Annotated in this window: 15 protein-coding genes and 1 tRNA gene; 14 read left to right on the top strand and 2 right to left on the bottom strand. The window is 56.3% G+C overall.

Annotation, left to right across the window (positions count from 1 at the left end; all coding sequences use genetic code 11):
* Positions 1–10: 10 nt before the first annotated feature.
* On the bottom strand, positions 11–1,597 hold the full coding sequence (locus ALMA_RS07675) for a zinc-dependent metalloprotease (RefSeq protein ID WP_244568915.1): 1,587 nt from the start codon (positions 1,595–1,597) through the stop codon (positions 11–13).
* A gap of 164 nt (positions 1,598–1,761) precedes the next feature.
* Here ALMA_RS07675 and ALMA_RS07670 point away from each other — a divergent pair, with 164 nt between their 5' ends.
* The 4 genes from ALMA_RS07670 to ALMA_RS07655 all read left to right on the top strand — a co-directional run bounded on the left by ALMA_RS07670 (position 1,762) and on the right by ALMA_RS07655 (position 5,936).
* Positions 1,762–2,850 (top strand): S16 family serine protease, encoded by a 1,089-nt coding sequence (locus tag ALMA_RS07670; RefSeq protein ID WP_244568914.1) that lies wholly within the window; start codon positions 1,762–1,764, stop codon positions 2,848–2,850.
* Positions 2,851–2,919: 69 nt separating this feature from the next.
* Positions 2,920–3,339, top strand: coding sequence for a DUF3052 domain-containing protein (locus ALMA_RS07665; RefSeq protein ID WP_094727204.1), 420 nt, complete (start codon positions 2,920–2,922; stop codon positions 3,337–3,339).
* A gap of 161 nt (positions 3,340–3,500) precedes the next feature.
* Positions 3,501–4,571, top strand: a complete 1,071-nt coding sequence (locus ALMA_RS07660) for an alpha/beta hydrolase (RefSeq protein WP_094727202.1) — start codon at positions 3,501–3,503, stop codon at positions 4,569–4,571.
* A 183-nt stretch (positions 4,572–4,754) separates the two neighbouring features.
* Entirely contained in the window at positions 4,755–5,936 is a 1,182-nt protein-coding gene (locus ALMA_RS07655; protein WP_094727200.1) for an integrase core domain-containing protein, read from the top strand.
* Positions 5,937–6,029: 93 nt separating this feature from the next.
* Here ALMA_RS07655 and ALMA_RS07650 read toward each other — a convergent pair.
* Positions 6,030–6,103, bottom strand: a tRNA-Val gene (locus tag ALMA_RS07650).
* A 123-nt stretch (positions 6,104–6,226) separates the two neighbouring features.
* On the opposite strand from ALMA_RS07650, the gene ALMA_RS07645 reads away from it, so the two are divergent.
* The 10 genes from ALMA_RS07645 (at position 6,227) to ALMA_RS07600 (ending at position 17,869) form a co-directional block, all read left to right on the top strand.
* On the top strand, positions 6,227–7,300 hold the full coding sequence (locus ALMA_RS07645) for a DivIVA domain-containing protein (RefSeq protein ID WP_094727198.1): 1,074 nt from the start codon (positions 6,227–6,229) through the stop codon (positions 7,298–7,300).
* Complete coding sequence (locus tag ALMA_RS07640) at positions 7,287–9,389, top strand: alpha/beta hydrolase family protein (protein ID WP_094727196.1); 2,103 nt, start codon at positions 7,287–7,289, stop codon at positions 9,387–9,389. Before ALMA_RS07645 ends, ALMA_RS07640 begins: the two co-directional genes overlap by 14 nt.
* Positions 9,389–10,144 carry a DNA repair protein RecO gene (gene recO, locus ALMA_RS07635; RefSeq protein ID WP_094727194.1) on the top strand — a complete coding sequence of 252 codons (756 nt, stop codon included), beginning with the start codon at positions 9,389–9,391 and terminating at the stop codon, positions 10,142–10,144. The genes ALMA_RS07640 and recO overlap by 1 nt, the downstream gene beginning before the upstream one ends.
* A complete protein-coding gene (locus tag ALMA_RS07630; RefSeq protein WP_094727192.1) occupies positions 10,141–10,959 on the top strand; it encodes an isoprenyl transferase in 819 nt (272 codons plus the stop codon). The genes recO and ALMA_RS07630 overlap by 4 nt, the downstream gene beginning before the upstream one ends.
* Before the next feature lie 420 nt (positions 10,960–11,379).
* Positions 11,380–12,795, top strand: coding sequence for a glycine--tRNA ligase (locus ALMA_RS07625; protein ID WP_094727190.1), 1,416 nt, complete (start codon positions 11,380–11,382; stop codon positions 12,793–12,795).
* Positions 12,796–12,887: 92 nt separating this feature from the next.
* Positions 12,888–14,048, top strand: coding sequence for a tRNA dihydrouridine synthase DusB (gene dusB, locus ALMA_RS07620; protein WP_169712326.1), 1,161 nt, complete (start codon positions 12,888–12,890; stop codon positions 14,046–14,048).
* A gap of 99 nt (positions 14,049–14,147) precedes the next feature.
* Positions 14,148–15,452 (top strand): cell division protein FtsZ, encoded by a 1,305-nt coding sequence (gene ftsZ, locus ALMA_RS07615; RefSeq protein WP_094727262.1) that lies wholly within the window; start codon positions 14,148–14,150, stop codon positions 15,450–15,452.
* A gap of 67 nt (positions 15,453–15,519) precedes the next feature.
* On the top strand, positions 15,520–16,053 hold the full coding sequence (locus ALMA_RS07610) for a cell division protein SepF (protein ID WP_094727186.1): 534 nt from the start codon (positions 15,520–15,522) through the stop codon (positions 16,051–16,053).
* Between the two features lie 38 nt (positions 16,054–16,091).
* On the top strand, positions 16,092–16,391 hold the full coding sequence (locus ALMA_RS07605; RefSeq protein ID WP_094727184.1) for a YggT family protein: 300 nt from the start codon (positions 16,092–16,094) through the stop codon (positions 16,389–16,391).
* Positions 16,392–16,549: 158 nt separating this feature from the next.
* A complete protein-coding gene (locus ALMA_RS07600; RefSeq protein ID WP_094727182.1) occupies positions 16,550–17,869 on the top strand; it encodes a DivIVA domain-containing protein in 1,320 nt (439 codons plus the stop codon).
* Positions 17,870–17,899 lie beyond the last annotated feature (30 nt).

Here is a 17,899-nt window from a genome sequence, read left to right as displayed (position 1 = left end):
ACCCTCTGTTCTACTCCATCGGCTTTTCTGGATCTTCCGCATCCAGAAGCTTGCTGAGCTCGCTATCCCAGTCGATGCGAGACGTGGAAGTCTGCTCAGATGCAGGGCTTTCAGTAGTGTCGGCTTTCGGTGCTTCTTCAGCCGTTTGCTCTGCCAGCTCTTCAAAGTCAGCAGTGGAGAGGGTCTGTGTGCTCTTCGCACTGTCATTCTTTAGCTCGAGCATCACATCGTCGGCGAGTACAGGAAGAGCGTCCGGATGCTGCCAGTGGGCGTCGCGGCCATCTTCGCCTTCTGCCACGGTAAGAGTCTCCCACATATCGCTAGCTTCGCGCAGCTTACGTGGGTGAAGGCTTAAGCCGACGAGAGTTTCGAAGCTACGGGCGGCAGCCCCTCCAGTGACGCGCTCGCGGCGCAGCATCTCACGCAGCTGGTCGATGTGTGGTAGGTAGGCTACTCCTGCACGCCACACGACGCAGTCCACCCAGCCTTCTACGAGGGCGAGGAGAGTTTCTAGCTTGCGCAGAGCTTCGCGCTGCTCAGGTGTATCACTCACACCCACGTTTTTCAGGTTCACTGCTCCCGCTATAGACTCTGGGTTCATAGCCTGTGCCTCGCGCAGCTGCTGCTCCATGGCATCGAGGTCTATGCTGATGGAACGCGCATACTTCGAGATAAGCGCGCTAAACTGTGGCATGAGCCATGGCACATTATGGAAGAGACGGGCATGGGCATTCTCCACGAGAGTGAGGTAGCTGAGCACCTCATTTTCGTCTATATCTAACTTTTTTGCATATTCGGTCACATTTTCCGGGACTATACCGCCACTCTCGTTCTTTGTCAGAGCGATGACTTGGTCGAAGGTTCCGCGCACCTCCTGTGCGAGGGACCCCGCAGCGGAACCGAACTGCATGGCATAGGATGTGTTCCCCAGGACTGCCATAAGTTTAGAAGGATCTTTCATATCATCGGGAAGTGGGATGTTTACTGGTCCTGCGAAGAGTCCAGAGACTTCACCGTCCATGCCCATAGCGCCGAAGCGTTCTTCGAATACCTCGGAGAGTGCGGTATTCATGGAGGAGGCGACAGGAGTGGCGAAGTCTATCCAGGCAGGCAGCGTGGCCTCGACCCATTCGTTTCGCGTATATACGCTCATCGGTTGACGTGATGGCAGAAGAGACGTGGCAGAGTCGAGCCATAAATTGGTCTCAGAGGCAGCAGAACGAACTCGTGACGCAAGAGCAGACGAAACGACCGTAATCTTCTCGCCTTCGCGGGCGCGCTGCTGAGCGATATTCTTCGCCAAACGGCGGTTAATAGGTCCGGAATCGAGAGCATTCTTCATATCATTCAGCGAATTCATGCCACTTTCGGTGAACGCTTGCATGAGCGACTGAATCTCGCGCGGATTCGGCAGACCCTTGCGCCCCTCGCGCAGAAGCTGGTCGCGCATGTACTCAGGAAGCTGCTGGAACTCCTGCCACGCCATCTGGCCTTCAAATGGTCCGAACGTCTCGAGCATCCAGGCGCGCAGGTCGTCCTCGCTCATCGAAGAGTCGTCAAACTCACTGAAATCGTTCGTGCTGTTCATGTCACTCATAGCGCGTCACCTCTGCAGTCTTCTGTAGCCGTCATTCATGCCGTTCACGCGTGCTGTCTCGTATGCTACCGTTTGAGTGCCTTCTGACGAGCTTCCGGCATACTGGGTAGTGTCGCTGGCGGTGCCGCGTGAAAAAATTCCGTACGCACCATACTATGGGAGATATGAAGCAAATGCATAATAATTCGGCGCAAAGCGCGAAAAATTCACGTTCGAGTGGAGAAATGGCCGCAGACTCGTCGCGTGAAAGCGCCGTCACGGCTGGCGGAAGTGCTCCGGCCTTTCCACGCGCATCAGTGCCTACTATGAACTCGTCGCGCAGAACCCCTGGCCGCCACCGCAGGCTCGTCCTCACCTGCGTCCTCGCCGTCGTTATGCTTCTGCTGAGTCTGCAGCCTACGGCACTGGTCATCGAGCTGCCTGGACCTACCGCGGATGTGCTTGGGACGGTGGAAGTGAGCGCTAGTGCGAGCGGTGCCGAGAGCGTGAGCGAGAAGGAGAGCAAGAGCGTGAGCGAGAAGGAGAGGGCGAAGGATTCCGCCACAAAGTCCGCCACAAAGACCGACATCATCTCCATCTCTGGTATCCGCACGTATAAGCAGAAGGGCCAGCTGCGCCTCGTAACAGTCTCGTCTACGGGAGTACCAGGATATCCTGCTCCAGCGGCGGCAGCTCTCTGGGCGTGGTTCGACCCTCGGATGGCTGTGATGCCCCAGGAAGTGGTATATTCTGTGGACACCACGCCTCAGGATTTTAAAAAGGAAGGCGACGAGGAGATGACCACCGCGCAGGATACTGCCAGCAAAGTGGCGGTGGAGTACGTGAAGAATCATGCGCAGGAGCTCGGCTTGGGTGAAAGTGCGTCGAGCATCAGTGCACTGAGCTCTGCGAAAATTCAGCTGCACATCGACGACATCGGTGGTCCATCTGCTGGCATGATGTACACGCTCGGCATTATCGCGAAGCTCACTCCTGCAGATGAGACAGGCGGACAGAAGATAGCCGGCACGGGGACTATAGAAAAGGATGGAACTGTGGGGCGCATAGGTGGTATTCAGCTGAAAATGCTCGGCGCTCAGCGCGATGGCGCACGCTACTTCCTAGCTCCTGAAGGGAACTGTGATGAAGTGGTCGGGCATATTCCACCGGGGCTGGAGGTGTATTCCGTGAAGACTATCGATGATGCGTATGCTGCGGTGAAGGCTATAGGCAGCGGTCAGGCGAGCGGTTTGACGCGCTGTGCTGTGAAGTGACCGAACTCCACAAACACACCGTGAGACGCTGAATTACCGTTTTTCCGCGCGTTTTGTTATGCTCAGAGTGTGTCTAATACAGAAAACCAAGCACTAGAATTCGGTTTCCAGCCAGGCGACGTCGTTCAGGAGTGGCTCTGGGATGATGACGTGGATGAGGATCTGCGCGCAGAGCTTGAGGACTACCTCGGCGAGGAACTCGTAGATGAAGAGTATGATTCCGGCGTAGACGGCGTTATCCTGTGGTGGCGCGACGGTGATGACGAGGATGAACTCGCCGATACTATCGTGGATGCCATGTCCCTGCTGAATGAGGGTGCGCCGTTCTGGGTGCTGACTCCGAAGCCGGGACGCGAGGGCGCCATCGGTCCGAATACGCTTCAGAATGCCGCGAAGACGGCTGGTATGAATGCTGCCACGCCGGAGACGGTGGGTCCGGACTGGAATGGTATCCGTCTGCGTGCGTTCGGCCGGGGACGCGAGCATTAGGATCTCGTTTTTTTGTAGTCAATTCTTCCTCGAGCACACCCGTCTAGTACCGTCTAGCGCTGGTGTGCTCGAGTTTTTTGCAGGTCGTGCCATGAGTCCCTGGCGGGCTCGCAGACCATGTAGGAGTAGCTAAGAGTAGCAAGGAGTAGCAAGGAGTGGCTATGACAGCTGGATATTCAGATAACACCTCCCCGGACGCCATCGTCGCGCAGGTGCGCGCGTGTGCCACGCCCGAAGAGGGTGGAAAGTTCTGGACTCTGATGGAGGAAGACCTCGATGGCGTGTCCGAGAAGGCGCGCGCGGCGGCTCTGGCCATGCGTACAGAGGCGTGCCATGTGGATTTTCCGCGCATATCCGCGTGGCAGCTGCCCGCTGATGTACGCGGAGAGCTGGCTGTGCCGTATGTGGAGGACGGCGATCGCTGCCATTACCTCGACATCTTCTACCCGGCCGACGCGCTGGAAACAGAGGCTCGGAAGGCCGACGCTGCTGAAGGCGCTCGCACGTATCCGGTGGTCATCGACTGCCACGGGGGCGGCTTCGTTTACGGCACGCGCGAACTGAACCGTAGTTTTGCTATGCATCTGGCGCATCGCGGCTACGTCGTCGTGCTGCCGAGCTACCGTCCCGGCCCGCGCTTCACCTTCGCGGACATCCTGACTGATCTGTCCGCTGCGTATTCATGGACGCGCGAGAATGCCGCGCGTTTCGGCGGCGACGTGAACCGACTGTTCCTCACTGGCGATTCTGCGGGTGGCTGCATGGCGCTGTATTCCGCCGTTCTTGAGGCGAGCTCGGCGTTCAGTGCGCAGTCCGGCATTCCTCAGGCCGGGCTCGATATCCGCGGGCTTCTGCTCGTGTGCGGCGTCTACGACCTCGCGAGCTGCTTCGACGAGACCGCTACGCGCGGCATCCTCGCTGGTATTAGTGCAGACGTCTTCGCGTCTGTGCGTGAGAAGTTCGCCGGATTCGAGAGCACCGCGCAGCTTCTAGATGCGGTCAGTCTTCCGCCCACTTTTGTCAACACTGCCTCGGATGACTTCCTCCACGACGAGAACGTCGATCTCTACGAACGCCTGCAGGCGCAGGGAGTGTACGCGGAGCTCGACGACGCAGATGCAAAAAAGTGGGGAAGTCTTGGTCACGTCTATGTGGTGGGTCTGGCCACGCATGAGCGCGCGCAGAAGACACTGGATGCGATGGACACGTTTATGCAGAAGGTTCTGGGGTAGCCGTACCGGCTATAGACGCATTCGTGCAGAGATAGCAGAGATAAACAAAAAGGAGAGCTGAAAAGCTCTCCTTTTTCTATCGGTGGGCGATAAGGTGTGGTGTTTCAGCTGATGTGTCCGCTTTTCGGGTTCGTTTTTGTGTGGCTGTGATGGGGGTTCGTGGCTGTGTGGGTATGATGGATTATGTCTTTTTCACGGAATCGTGCGATTGTGTTTGCTCTTGAGCATACGAACATGAGTGTGCAGCAAGCCGCGTATAAATTTGATTGTTCTACCCGCCAGATTCGTCGGATCCATGCTTGGTATAAAGCCGAAGGAGAAGAGGGTCTTCACCCACGCTCTCACGCGACCCGGTCACATCCTAACCAGACTCCCGAGACTATGGTTTTACGGGTCATTGAACTTCATGACCAGTTAAACGCTCAGGGGTGGGATAGTGGAGCGCGTTCTATTCACGCGTATCTCAGCCAGCAATCTCCTGGCCAGACTATACCGTCAGTGAGTACGATTTGGCGTATTTTGAAACGTGCTGACCGAGTCGAAGCCCAGCCTCAGAAACGTCCTCGCACGAGTTTTATCCGGTTTAGAGCTGATTATCCTAACGAGACATGGCAGTCTGATTTTACACACTGGCAGCTAGCAGATACCACCGATATCGAAATTACCACGTGGATTGATGACCATTCACGTTTCATTCTGCTCGCGCAAGCTTTCGAGGTCACCACTGTAGAGGTTATTACTCATACGTTCCTGACAGCCAGCCGCCGGTGGGGACTTCCTCAAAGTATTCTCACGGATAACGGCCTGGTTTATACTACACGTTTGGCACGCGGTAACCGGTATAACATGCAGCCTAACGGTTTTGAACAGCTTTTAGATAAACTCCATATCACAGCTAAACACGGGCGCCCGTACCATCTAGGAACACAAGGAAAAGTAGAACGCTACCACCACACACTCAAGAAATGGCTCACAGCCCAACCACCAGCACAAACTCTCGAGCAACTCAACCACATGCTCGCTGATTTCGTCGCATATTATAACTATCGGCGCCCGCACCAAAGCCTGGATAACCAGATTCCTTATAACGTGTATACAGCCACACCGAAAGCAGAACCCCAGATCAGTATGAATGGTAGCCTCTGGCGTGTTCGCGTGGATAAAGTCGATACATTCGGTAAAGTCACTTTACGTTGGCAATCAGAACTACGTCATCTAGGAGTAGGACGAGCACACGCCCACACGAGTGTAGCCATCCTCGTCAACGAAAACCACGCTACCGTGGTTAAGACCCAAACAGGAGAAATATTGGGCGAATTCACACTCGATGTGAACAAAAACTACCACGCGAAAAACCCGAAATAACCCCAAAAAGCGGACACATCCGCTGAAACACACACCAAAAACAAGAAATCTCAGGGGCTATCCATAGGACACATCCCCTGAGACATCACACGGTGGGCGATAAGGGACTCGAACCCCTGACATCCACGGTGTAAACGTGGCGCTCTAGCCAACTGAGCTAATCGCCCGACTTGGTAAAAGATAGCAGAGGTGCGCTCCCCTGTGCAAGCCTCGGCGTGTCGAATGTGAGTGAAGGAAAACGGCACACGGTGATGTATTCTTAGAGACAGGAATATATCAAGGAGCATGGTATGGCAGATCTCGCCCGCGTAGAAAAGAACAAGTGGGGCTATAGCGTAAGCCAGGTGGATGAGTTCTTCGCATCTACGAAGCATCTGTATGAAGAAGTAGAGCCGAATGTGACACAGCTGGATATCCAGAACACGAGCTTCGACCTCGAAAAGAACGGGTATGACACGAAGGCAGTGGATGCGGCTCTGCGCAGACTCGAGGACGCAGTCGTGGATAAATTGGCCGTATGGACCACGACGCACGAAGGCGAGCAGGCGTGGGTCGCGCAGACTGAGCAGCTCGCGCTTACGCTCGTGCCACGCGCTAAGCGTGACGAGCGTAAGACCTTCGAGCGTGCACGCCGTTTCATGCCAGCCTATGACATCAAGCAGGTGGACGCCTTCGTGGGCGACATCGTACGGTATGTGAACGCGCAGCTCGGTCTCGGCGTCCTCAGCGTGTCCGAAGGCGACGCGCCTCAAGCGGGGGAGTACACCTCGCACGGCGTCGAGGCGCTCACCTTCACGCAGAGGAAGGGACATCATGGCTACGACGAAGCACAGGTGGACGCATTCCTCAACCGCGTGGTCGAAGTGCTCACACGTATGGAAGCAAGCGAACGCATGGCGAAGAACGCTGCAGAAGCGAGCGCAGAGCCGCAGGTAGCGCCACTACTTATCCCGGTAAACGACCCGTTCGAGCAGGCGTACAGCCAAGCGAACATCCCGTCTATCTTCGAAAGCCTGGATGAGTCTGCATCCGCGCGTATGACGCGCAGTGCGCAGCACAGCAGCGAATTCAGCACGGTCAGCCAGGACGAGGAGCACATCTTCAGCACGAGCTTCCCTGTGGTCGAACCTGCATCTGGGGTTCAGGTCGAAACAGAATCCTCTACCTCGCGCGAGCAGTCTACTTTGCCGGAGGTAGACACGGCCACGGATAGCGTTCCGCAGAGCTTCGCGCCGGAACATAAGCCAGAGCGCGGTTCGGTGGGCTCTGAGCGTACGAGCGTAAACTACTCGGGTCTTATGGACACGGGCTCTATTCGTTCTGTTCAGTTCCATCTGCCGAAGCTGGGCGATGACGACGAGTAAGCCTCAGACGAGTAAGCCTCAGACGAGTAAGTCTCAGGGAAAGTCTGAGCGGAAGTCTGTACACAGGTTCCAGCAGAAAATCCTCGCTATTCGCACATGGTACAGCGTGCATACTGAGGATTATGACGACGGCTCATGGCGTCCGCTTAAGCGTGTGGTGGTCGTGGCCGTCGTTTTCGCTGTGCTTATGGGGCTGTTTATGGGAGTCTCGCGCGCTACGAGCATCGACTGGACGAATGGTCCGCGAGATCAGATCATCAGCAGCACGGGAAGTGATACGTCCGTTACTTTCGGAATGCGTGATGCTGCTCAGTCCTCTTCTGATGCGTCTGCACAGGAGGGGCGAGGCGCGCAGACTTCGCAGTCTTCGCAGTCGGCACAGTCTTCTCAGGTGTCCGAACAGTCTGCGCAGTCCGCACAGTCTGCACAGCAGAGCCTTCCACGGCGCGGAACTTACGCAGTGAAAGAAATCCACGACACCATAGATATCGTGCAGGATGGAACGGGAGAAGTGCAGAAGGATAACGTTATCCTTCGTATACCTGAGAATCCGGAAAACGTGGGGGAGAAGGGTACGAGCGTAGGCTCTGAGTCTATCTCGGGCTCGCGGGAACTTTCATCTCAGGCATCCGCATCCTCGGGCTCTGCGTCCCCGACATCTTCATCCTCGACATCCTCATCCTCGACCTCCGCATCCCAGCCACACAGCGGCATGCCTGCCGCCATCTTCGTGCACGGAGCGGGCACAGGTAATGCGGACGATTCCTTTAACGACGTGGCCGCAGACCTCGCCAGTGCTGGATTCGCTACTCTCGTCATGGATAAGCCACGCTGGAAGACGTGGGATGCCACTCGCGACTACCCGTCCTCGGCGAAAGCCTATCTTAAAGGCGTGCAGTATCTGCGCGATCTCAGCTATGTGAATGACGAAAAGGTGGGCATTTTCACTACGTCGGAAGGCACGTGGATATCCCCGTACATGGTGCGCGAGGATAAGCGCATAGCCTTCCAAGTGATGATGAGTCCTATGGTCTTTAGTCCGCGGCACTCACTGGCATTCTCCGTGGCGCAAATCTTCGCCATCGTGGGAGCAAACCAAGGCTACCAGAACTTTGTACAGAGGATATTCAGCCTCGACCTCGGCATGTTCGGCATTACGAACATAGACTTCGAATCCCAGATTCCTCAGGGGTATAACGTTCCCATTCTCGTCGCCTATGGCGCGAAAGATGTGCTCACCGCACAGGTCTCTGGAGCGCAGCGCATCCTCGAGCTCGCCCATAGCGTGGGAAACTGGGATGTAACCGTGCGCACGTACCCCATAGGGAACCATGTGCTGCGTTTGGGGGACCAGACGCAGGCGAAGACACTGTACGTGGACCACTATGAGTACGACTTCGTGGACTGGGCGGTAGGTGTGACGCGCGACGAGTATGCTTCGGGCGCACTCGTGCAGACGTCCTCGAAGATCTCTGGAGCGGACGTGCAGCAGCCCATAGCTGTTCCACAGTTCCTCCAATCTCATCGAGCACTGACCATCTACTTCGTGCTTTTGCATGCGTTTATGCTCCTGTGGATTCTGGTCACACTTATCCTCGGCCTGTATGCGCTAGGTCGCAAACTGTACCTGCGCCGGCTGGCGAAGAAGACTGGTGAGCCTGTACGCCACGTGTTCGGCTTCCAGGGGCGTTACCAGCGCACGCTTCTACGGCTCGTATTCGTTACTCTCCTGGCTCTTCTCATCTTCGTCGCTGGTGTAGGCCAGCTCATCTGGCGTGTGGTGAACCTTATCTGGGGTGCGGCTCCACCAGAGCCGGGCGTGACATACTGGAGCTGGTATGCCATTCAGGTCGTGTGCATTCTCGTCGTGCTGACGTGGGCGCTCATGGCTGCGGCAGCGTTCGAATCGCTGTCTGTGCGGCTGGCGCGTGCTCACGCGGTAGGCGAGACGCGCACTTTAGCCCAGAGAAAGAAAATGCCCCCGCTACTCGCCAGTGAGCGTTTCGGTATCGTATTCTTTAACGTAGCCATAGAGATGATGTTCTCCGTCCTGCTCGTTTTCGCCTACTGGGGGCTGTTTATCTACTAATGCCTACGTATACAGATGAAGGCGTAGTTCTACGCACAGTAAAGCTGGGTGAGGCGGATAGGATCATCACCATACTGACCCGCGACCATGGGAAGATTCGCGCTGTGGCGAAGGGCGTGCGGCGTACGAAGTCGCGCTTCGGCGGTCGGCTCGAGCCGTTTTCGCGCTGCTCCTTCCTTATCCATACAGGCCGCGGCGAGCTGCAGCACGTGAATCAATGCGAGTCGCTGCAGGCGTTTGGTGCGGACATCATCGCCGACTATGACGCGTATGTCTGCGCGCATGTGATGGCCGAAGCTGTGGATAAATTGCTCGAATCGGCGCATGACATCGTCACGAGCGACATCAGCGCGTACTATACGCTCCTCGTCGCGGCGCTCGGCTCGCTCAGCCGCGGCGAGCATGCGCCGAACGTCGTGGAAAGCTCGTTTCTGCTTCGGATGCTCGCGCTGGGCGGGTGGTCGCCGCGCCTCGACGCGTGCGTAACGTGCGGTAGGCAGACCGAGTTATCCAATTTTTCCGTTCAGGGCGGCGGTATGATGTGCGACACAGATAAGCTCCTCGACGCGCGTCCCATCACGCATGAGTCGCGCGTGCAGCTGTACGCACTGCTGAAAGGTCGGTGGGACCTGCTCGACAGGTCCCCGACGTGGAAGGGACTCGAACCAGATGTCGAGGGAATTGTCGAGGAATGGTTACAGTATTACATCGAACGGCCGGTTCGTTCGCTGAACTTGGTAAAATCCGTCCTATGAGTTTCGACACAGTAGATTACACGTCGCTGGATATCCCAGCAGCACCGTTCAGCCAGCCGGACATCATCCCAGCCTTCCCGAAAGGCGCTGTGCCGCGCCACGTGGGCGTTATCATGGACGGAAACGGGCGCTGGGCCCAGGAGCGCGGACTCATCCGCACGAACGGACATCAGGCAGCCGAGCCAGTGGTCTTCGATATCATCGCCGGCGCCATCGAAGCGGGTGTGCGCTATCTGAGCCTATACACCTTCTCCACGGAGAACTGGAAGCGCTCGCCGCAGGAGGTGCACTTCCTCATGGGCTTTTCGCGTGACATCATCCACCGCCGCGTGGAGCAGATGAACGAGTGGGGAGTGCGTGTGCGCTGGAGTGGGCGTCGGCCGAAGCTGTGGAAGTCCGTCATCGATGAGCTGGAAGTGGCACAGGAAAAGACGAAGCATAATACCGTCATCGACGTCATTTTTTGCATTAATTATGGTGGACGAGCGGAGATAGCGGATGCCGCAGCTGCCATAGCGCGCGAGGTGGCGGAAGGAAAGATTAAGGGAAATAAGGTCACGGAAAAGATGCTGGCCGACCATCTCTATCTGCCAGACGTACCGGACTGTGACCTCGTCATTCGTACCTCGGGAGAGCAGCGCACGAGTAACTTCCTGCCGTGGCAGGCGGCGTATGCGGAGCTGGACTTCGTGCCCGAGCTTTTCCCAGACTGCTCGCGCGAGGTTCTGTGGAGGTCCATAGAGCGGTTTGTGGGGCGTGACAGGCGCTTTGGTGGCGTGAAGGGCGCGAAGGGGGCGAAGGGGGCGGCGAAGTAGTGATGTAGAGGTTGTGGCCTTCGGGGAAGGCAGTCCATTCTGCAAAAAATTTCAGTAATCGGTATTTTTACCATTTTTAGAGCTCTTCGGGGACTCAAAGTGGTAAAAATACCGATTACTCGTAAAAATGGGTCTGGGCGAGTGACCGTGTCCGTGATTATGCTGCGTACTTTTTGCTAAACGGCGCATTTTTCTAGCTACCATCCTCATAAAATGCGCCGATAAGCAAAAAGTAGAGTACTCGAGTAAATGCTCGAAACATTTTTTGCATCTCAGGCCTCCGTCAAGCCAGCCTCACCACACACCCCACCCCCGCACCCACCCCACCCCTAGAACCCCACGTCCTCTTCCCAAAGTAAAGTATCCAGTGAAGAAAAGTGCTCATAAGCCGTATGAGTACGCATTATTAAAGGAGCTAAAGTGGCTGAATCTAAGCTCGATGCTGTCGTCTCTCTCGCGAAGCGCCGCGGTTTCGTCTTCCCAGCAGGTGAAATCTACGGTGGAACCCGTTCCGCATGGGACTACGGCCCTCTGGGCGTGGCCCTGAAGGAGAACATTAAGGAACAGTGGTGGCGTTTCATGGTCACCACCCGTGCGAACGTGGTGGGCGTGGATACCTCTGTCATCCTTCCGCGTGAGGTGTGGGTGGCATCCGGCCACGTGAACGTCTTTAACGACCCACTCACCGAGTGCCTGAACTGCCATAAGCGCTTCCGCGCCGACCACCTCGAAGAGCACTTCGAGGCAAAGCATGGCCGTCTTCCAGAATCCCAGGCCGAGATTCCATGCCCAGAGTGCGGTACGAAGGGTAAGTGGACTGAGCCTCGTGACTTTAACATGATGCTTCAGACGCATCTGGGCCCAGTGGCAGATGAGAACTCGCTGCACTACCTGCGCCCAGAGACTGCTCAGGGCATTTTCGTGGACTTCTCTCAGGTGCAGTCTTCCACGCGTCAGAAGCCACCATTTGGCATAGCGAACATCGGTAAGAGCTTCCGTAACGAGATTACTCCAGGTAACTTCATCTTCCGTACGCGCGAGTTCGAACAGATGGAGATGGAGTTCTTCGTCAAGCCTGGTGAGGACGAAGCTTGGCATCAGTACTGGATCGATGCGCGTAAGGCGTGGTACACGGATCTCGGCATCGACGAGGCAAACCTGCGCCTGTTCGAGCATCCGAAGGAGAAGCTCTCGCATTATTCGAAGCGCACGGTGGACATCGAGTATAAGTTCGGCTTCCAGGGTTCTGACTGGGGTGAGCTCGAAGGCATCGCAAACCGCACGGATTATGACCTGTCCGCTCATGCGAAGCACTCGGGTAAGGACCTGAGCTACTTCGACCAGGCCAGCGGTGAGAAGTACATTCCATACGTCATCGAGCCAGCTGCAGGTCTGACCCGCTCGCTCATGGCATTCCTCGTGGACGCCTATGACGTGGATGAGGCTCCGAATACGAAGGGTGGCGTGGACACGCGTACCGTTCTGCGCTTGGATCCTCGTCTGGCTCCAGTGAAGGCTGCTGTTCTGCCGCTCTCGAAGAAGCCTGAGCTCCAGGGCATCGCTCAGGATCTGGCTGCTGAACTGCGTATGCATGACTGGAACATCGACTACGACGAGGCTGGCGCTATCGGCCGCCGCTACCGTCGTGAAGATGAGATCGGTACGCCTCTGTGCATCACGGTGGACTTCGACACCATCGACGATCACGCGGTGACCATCCGTGAGCGCGATACCATGCAGCAGGAGCGCGTGGCTCTGGATAAGGTCGCTGAATACGTGGCTGCTCGCGTTGGGAACTCCATGAAGCGCTACCCAGCTGGTCCTGCTGAAGCATAAGTCTGCGTCAGCTGAGACAGTACGAGAACGCTCCGTTTCGCCTTCGGGCCGAAGCGGGGCGTTTTTTCTGTGGGTACGTTACACTAATGCGTATGACATCTTCCGTTCAGCTTTCTCCTTTAGACCTCGGGAACCATACCGTTCAGACACCTGTCGTGCTTTCGCCTATGGCCGGCGTGACGAACTGGCCGTTCCGCATGCTGTGCCGCGAGTTCGGCCCGGACGGCTTGTACGTGGCTGAGATGATTACGGCGCGTGCTCTCGTGGCGCGTAATCCTAAGGCTTTGCGCTTGTGCCAGTTCGACCCGTCTGAGAAGTACCGCTCTCTGCAGCTGTATGGGGTGAATCCTTCCATCGTCGAGCAGGCCGCCCGCATCGTCGTCGATGAGAACATGGCTGATCATATCGATCTCAATTTCGGCTGCCCGGTTCCGAAAGTCACGCGTAAAGGTGGCGGTTCTGCGCTGCCATGGAAGAATGACCTGTTCCGTGACGTTCTTCACAAGGTCGTCTCTGTAGCATCTCCAGCAGGCATTCCGGTAACGGCGAAGATTCGTGTGGGTATCGATGATGACCATACCACCTTCCACGATGCAGCCATGATCGCGCAGGAGGAAGGCTGCAAGGCAGTCACGCTCCACGCACGCACCACAGCGCAGTATTACGGTGGGCATTCCGAATGGGAGAAGATCGGTGCGCTGGTGGAAGAATTGGACATCCCAGTCATAGGAAACGGGGACATCTGGACAGCGGAAGACGCCGTCGAGATGGTACGCGAAACCGGATGCGCGGGCGTGGCCATAGGGCGCGGCTGCCAGGGGCGCCCGTGGCTCTTCGGCGACATCGCGAACGCTTTCGCGGGAAGCAGCGAGCGCATAAACCCTACGCTCGGTCAGGTGGGGGACATTATCGTGCGGCACGCACAGCTGCTGACAGCATTCTATGAAGGTGATGAGATGATGGCAGTGCATGACCTCAGAAAGCACGTCGCGTGGTATCTGAAAGGTTTCCCGGTGGGCGGAGGAACGCGTGCAGCCTTCATGAAGTGTGAAAGCGTGGCGGATGTCGAGGCTGAGGTGGCGAAGTTTGACCGCGAGGTAGAGTTCCCTATGGCCATAGCAGATAAGCCGCGTGGGCGCGTGCGCTTCGCAAAGAAAGTACATCTGCCTTACGGGTGGCTGGATTCGCGAGCCATGACCCATGAGGAGCGTGAAGATATGTTCGCGGATGACCCTATGGATGCGTCGTATTAAGATTCCTCTCAGAATTTCTGAAGAATTTTACTTACACGCGCCAGACTTGGGCAGGAAATGTATTACAGTGGTGTGTAGACGTTTATGGATAGGAGCACGATGAGCGAGAATCAGGAGCATACACTGAACAGCAGCACCGTTATTAAGGTCGTAGGTGTAGGCGGTGCAGGTGGAAATGCTGTAAACCGTATGATAGGTGATGGGCTGACGAACGTGGAGTTCGTGGCCATTAATACGGATGATAAAGACCTCGCGCGCAGCGAAGCAGATGTGAAGATATCTCTTGCGGATGACACGAGTCGTGGTCTCGGTGCTGGTGCAGATCCTGAGCGTGGTGCGAAGGCTGCGCAGGACCACCAGTCGGACATCGAGCAGGCTCTGAAGGGCTCTGACCTCGTCTTCATCACTGCTGGTGAGGGCGGTGGTACAGGTACGGGTGCCAGCCCTATCGTGGCGCGTGCTGCACGCGAACAGGGTGCTCTCACTGTAGCTGTCGTGTCTCGTCCATTCTCCTTCGAAGGGCGACGTCGTAGTGCTTCTGCAGAGCAGGGTATAGAAAAGCTGCGCGGTGAAGTCGATGCACTCATCGTCATCTCGAACGACCGCTTGCTCGACATCTCGGACCGCACTATCTCTATGATCGATGCCTTCCATAACGCAGACCAGGCACTTCTGGCTGGTGTGAAGGGTATTACGGAGATTCTCGACGCGAATGCATACATTAACGTAGACTTCGCGGATGTCACCTCCGTTCTGAAGGACTCGGGCACTGCTATCTTCGGTATGGGACGTAGCCGTGGGCAGGACCGCGCAGTGCAGGCGATGGAGCTGGCTATGAGCTCTCCTATGCTGGACGGTGAGATAGATGGTGCGAACGGTATCCTCGTTACCTTCTTCGGCGCTCAGGACATGGGCTTGTTTGAGATGAGCACAGCTATGGATCTCATCCATAAGATAGCGCACCCAGATGCGAACATCATCTGGGGCTCTGCGCTTGATGATACCCTCGGGGACGAGATGGCCATTACGGTTATCGCTACAGGTTTCGGTTTTAATGAAGATAGTGAGGAAGCAGGTCAGCAGACGAACGAGCTCCTCACGAGCGTAGCGGTACAGTCAGCCGCGCAGGCCGTTCAGGCACAGATGGACCAGGCTCCGGCTGTTGTGCAGGCTGCTCCTGCTGCACAGCTCAGCCAGCCAGTTCAGTCTGCGCAGCCAGTGCAGGCCGCCCAGCCAGATGCTTCTCAGTCTCAGCAGACTCAGGCAGCTCCAGTAGCGGCTCCAGCGGCCCAGCCAGTATCCGCAGCACTTCCACAGGTAGCTCCACAGGCTCCTGCGGAGGATGATGACGACGAAGGCTACTCTTTCGACGACATGATGCAGATTCCTGAGTTCTTGCGCTAAGACGAAGAAGAGATAGGGCAGCAGGACTAGCGAGCAGGGCAGTAGCCAAGCAGAAGGAGAACGAGGAATGGCAGGAGTATTTAACAGAGGCTTAAGCTTCTTTGGACTGGCAGATCCGGAAGATTTGGATGATGATAACGTCACCCTCGAAGAGACGGAAGACCAGCGTGAGACGGACTTCGACCGCGATGATACGCTCAGCGCTCAAGCGCAGCGCATCGTGGCTACAGGCCGCGGTGGCTCTGCTCCACTCGCCACTTCAGGCGGGGGAGCAGGGGCTGGCGTGTCTGCGAACGGCTCGACGTCCACTGCTTTCCCGAAGTCTGTGATGAACCGCATTACCACCATCCACCCACGCAGCTATAACGAGGTGGAGGGTGTGGGTCGTGCGCTACGTGACGGTACCCCAGTGGTTCTGAACCTCACGGGAGTAGCGGATAAGGATGCGCAGCGCATCGTGGACTTCGCTACGGGGGTGGTCTTCGGCGTACGCGGATCGGTGGAGCGCGTTACCCCGCGTGTGTGGCTCCTGAGCCCTGCAGCGGTGTCCATTCGTCCGGAGCAGACGGATAAGAGTGGCACTGCTGGGCTGTTCGAGTAGGTAGCGGTTCCATAGGAGAGGTTCACGATAGTAACATTATGGTAGCATTCACATCCCTGACGGCGCTCACGCTTATCTTCCTCGTCCTTCACTGGCTCATCGAGGCATATATGGCCATCCTGTTCATCCGTCTTATCCTCGACTGGGTGGCAGTGCTGTCTCGCTGGCAGCCGCGCGGAGTGGTCTATACTCTGGTGAATGCTGTGTATGTGGTCACTGACCCACCTCTGAACTTCCTGAGACGCTACATTCGGCCCATCCCCTTCGGACCTGTATCCTTCGATGTGAGCTTCCTCGTTTTATGGTTCGTCTTAGGGCTCCTCAGAATCATTCTGTAAAGCACTGAGTTAAAGAGTGCATATAAAACGTACTCATGAACCAGAAAAGTGAACGAGCAGAACGCGTGTCACGTCATACGTTACAGCTAACGTGTTAAAATAGTAAAGAAATCGTAAACGAGTGGCTCGATGGAGTCAAAAGTGAGGTGAAGAGCTCGATGGCCCTTTTAACACCACAAGATATTCAGAAGCACACTTTCCCTACCGTGCGGTTTAAGGAAGGTTATGACATCGATGCTGTGGATGACTTCCTCGATGAAGTCGTCGTAACGGTGGAGAACCTCGGTTCTCAGGCAGTGACGAGTGCTACGGCCTCTCTCGGTACGGATGTAGCTCCACTGAATAACAAGATAGCGGAACTGACTGAAGAAAATACTAAGCTACGCGAGCTGATTCAGCAGGCTGAATCTCAGGCGAGCCGGGCTTCTCAGGCGGGCGAAGAAGCCGCTGCCCATGAGGCTGAGCAGGAGAAGGCTGTGTCTGCCGCACGCGAGCAGGTAGAGACTCTTACCGCGCAGAATACCCAGCTGAAGACTCAGGTGGATCAGCTGAACGAGCAGATAGACCAGCTCACCGCTCAGGCGGCAGAAGGTGGAGACTCTGCGAAGGCTCTGGGAGACCAGCTCGAAGCTGTAAAGCGCGAACGTGATGAATATATTAATAGTGGCGAGCAGCTGCGCGCTGAGCTGAATAAGGCGAACTCTCAGCTGAAGGAAGCCACGGAGGTTCTTCAGCAGACTCAGGCTCAGCTCGAAGCGTCGAACACCACTGCATCTGAAAAGGATGAGCAGGTCACCTCGCTGCGTGCACAGATAGAGAAGCTCACGCAGGACCTGAAGGATTCTCGCGACCGTGAAGAGAGCCTGCGTAAGCAGGTATCCTCCCTTGAGCCTAGCTCAGAGACCGGTAGCCTGCAGAAGATCTCCTCCGCAGGTATCGACGCAAACTCCGAGCCAGAGCGTGCTACCGCTATGCTCGCCCTTGCTATGCAGCTGCACGATCAGTACGTGGATAAGGGTAAGGCGCAGAACGCTGAACTCATCGCCGAAGGTGAAGAGACTCGTGACCGTCTCGTGGCTGAAGCAAACGCGTACGATAAGACCACGCGCACAGGTGCAGATGCATATTCTGCTCGTACTCGTAATGATGCGGATAACTACTCGTCTGTCACCCGTAACGAAGCCGATGAGTACTCCGCAAAGGTTCGCTCGGATGCAGACGCATACGAGACCCAGGTGAAGAAGGCAGCTGAAGACTACTCGGCGAAGACGCATGATGATGCAGATAACTACTCTCGCCAGGTGAAGGATAAGCTGTACGCAGACTCGAAGGTCATCGAAGGAAACATCGAGAGCCTCAAGCAGTTCGAAGCGGACTACCGTTCTCGTCTTACGGACTTCCTCAGCGGTCTGTCTGCACAGATCAGCACCTCGGATAATTATCCTACCGAGAAGAAGAACGAGCAGGGTACCAAGTAGTGGTGGTCTGCACTTCAGAAAGACGGTCAC

This window comes from Alloscardovia macacae (assembly GCF_002259705.1).
GTDB lineage: Bacteria > Actinomycetota > Actinomycetes > Actinomycetales > Bifidobacteriaceae > Alloscardovia > Alloscardovia macacae.
This window is presented reverse-complemented; position numbering and strand designations above follow the sequence as displayed.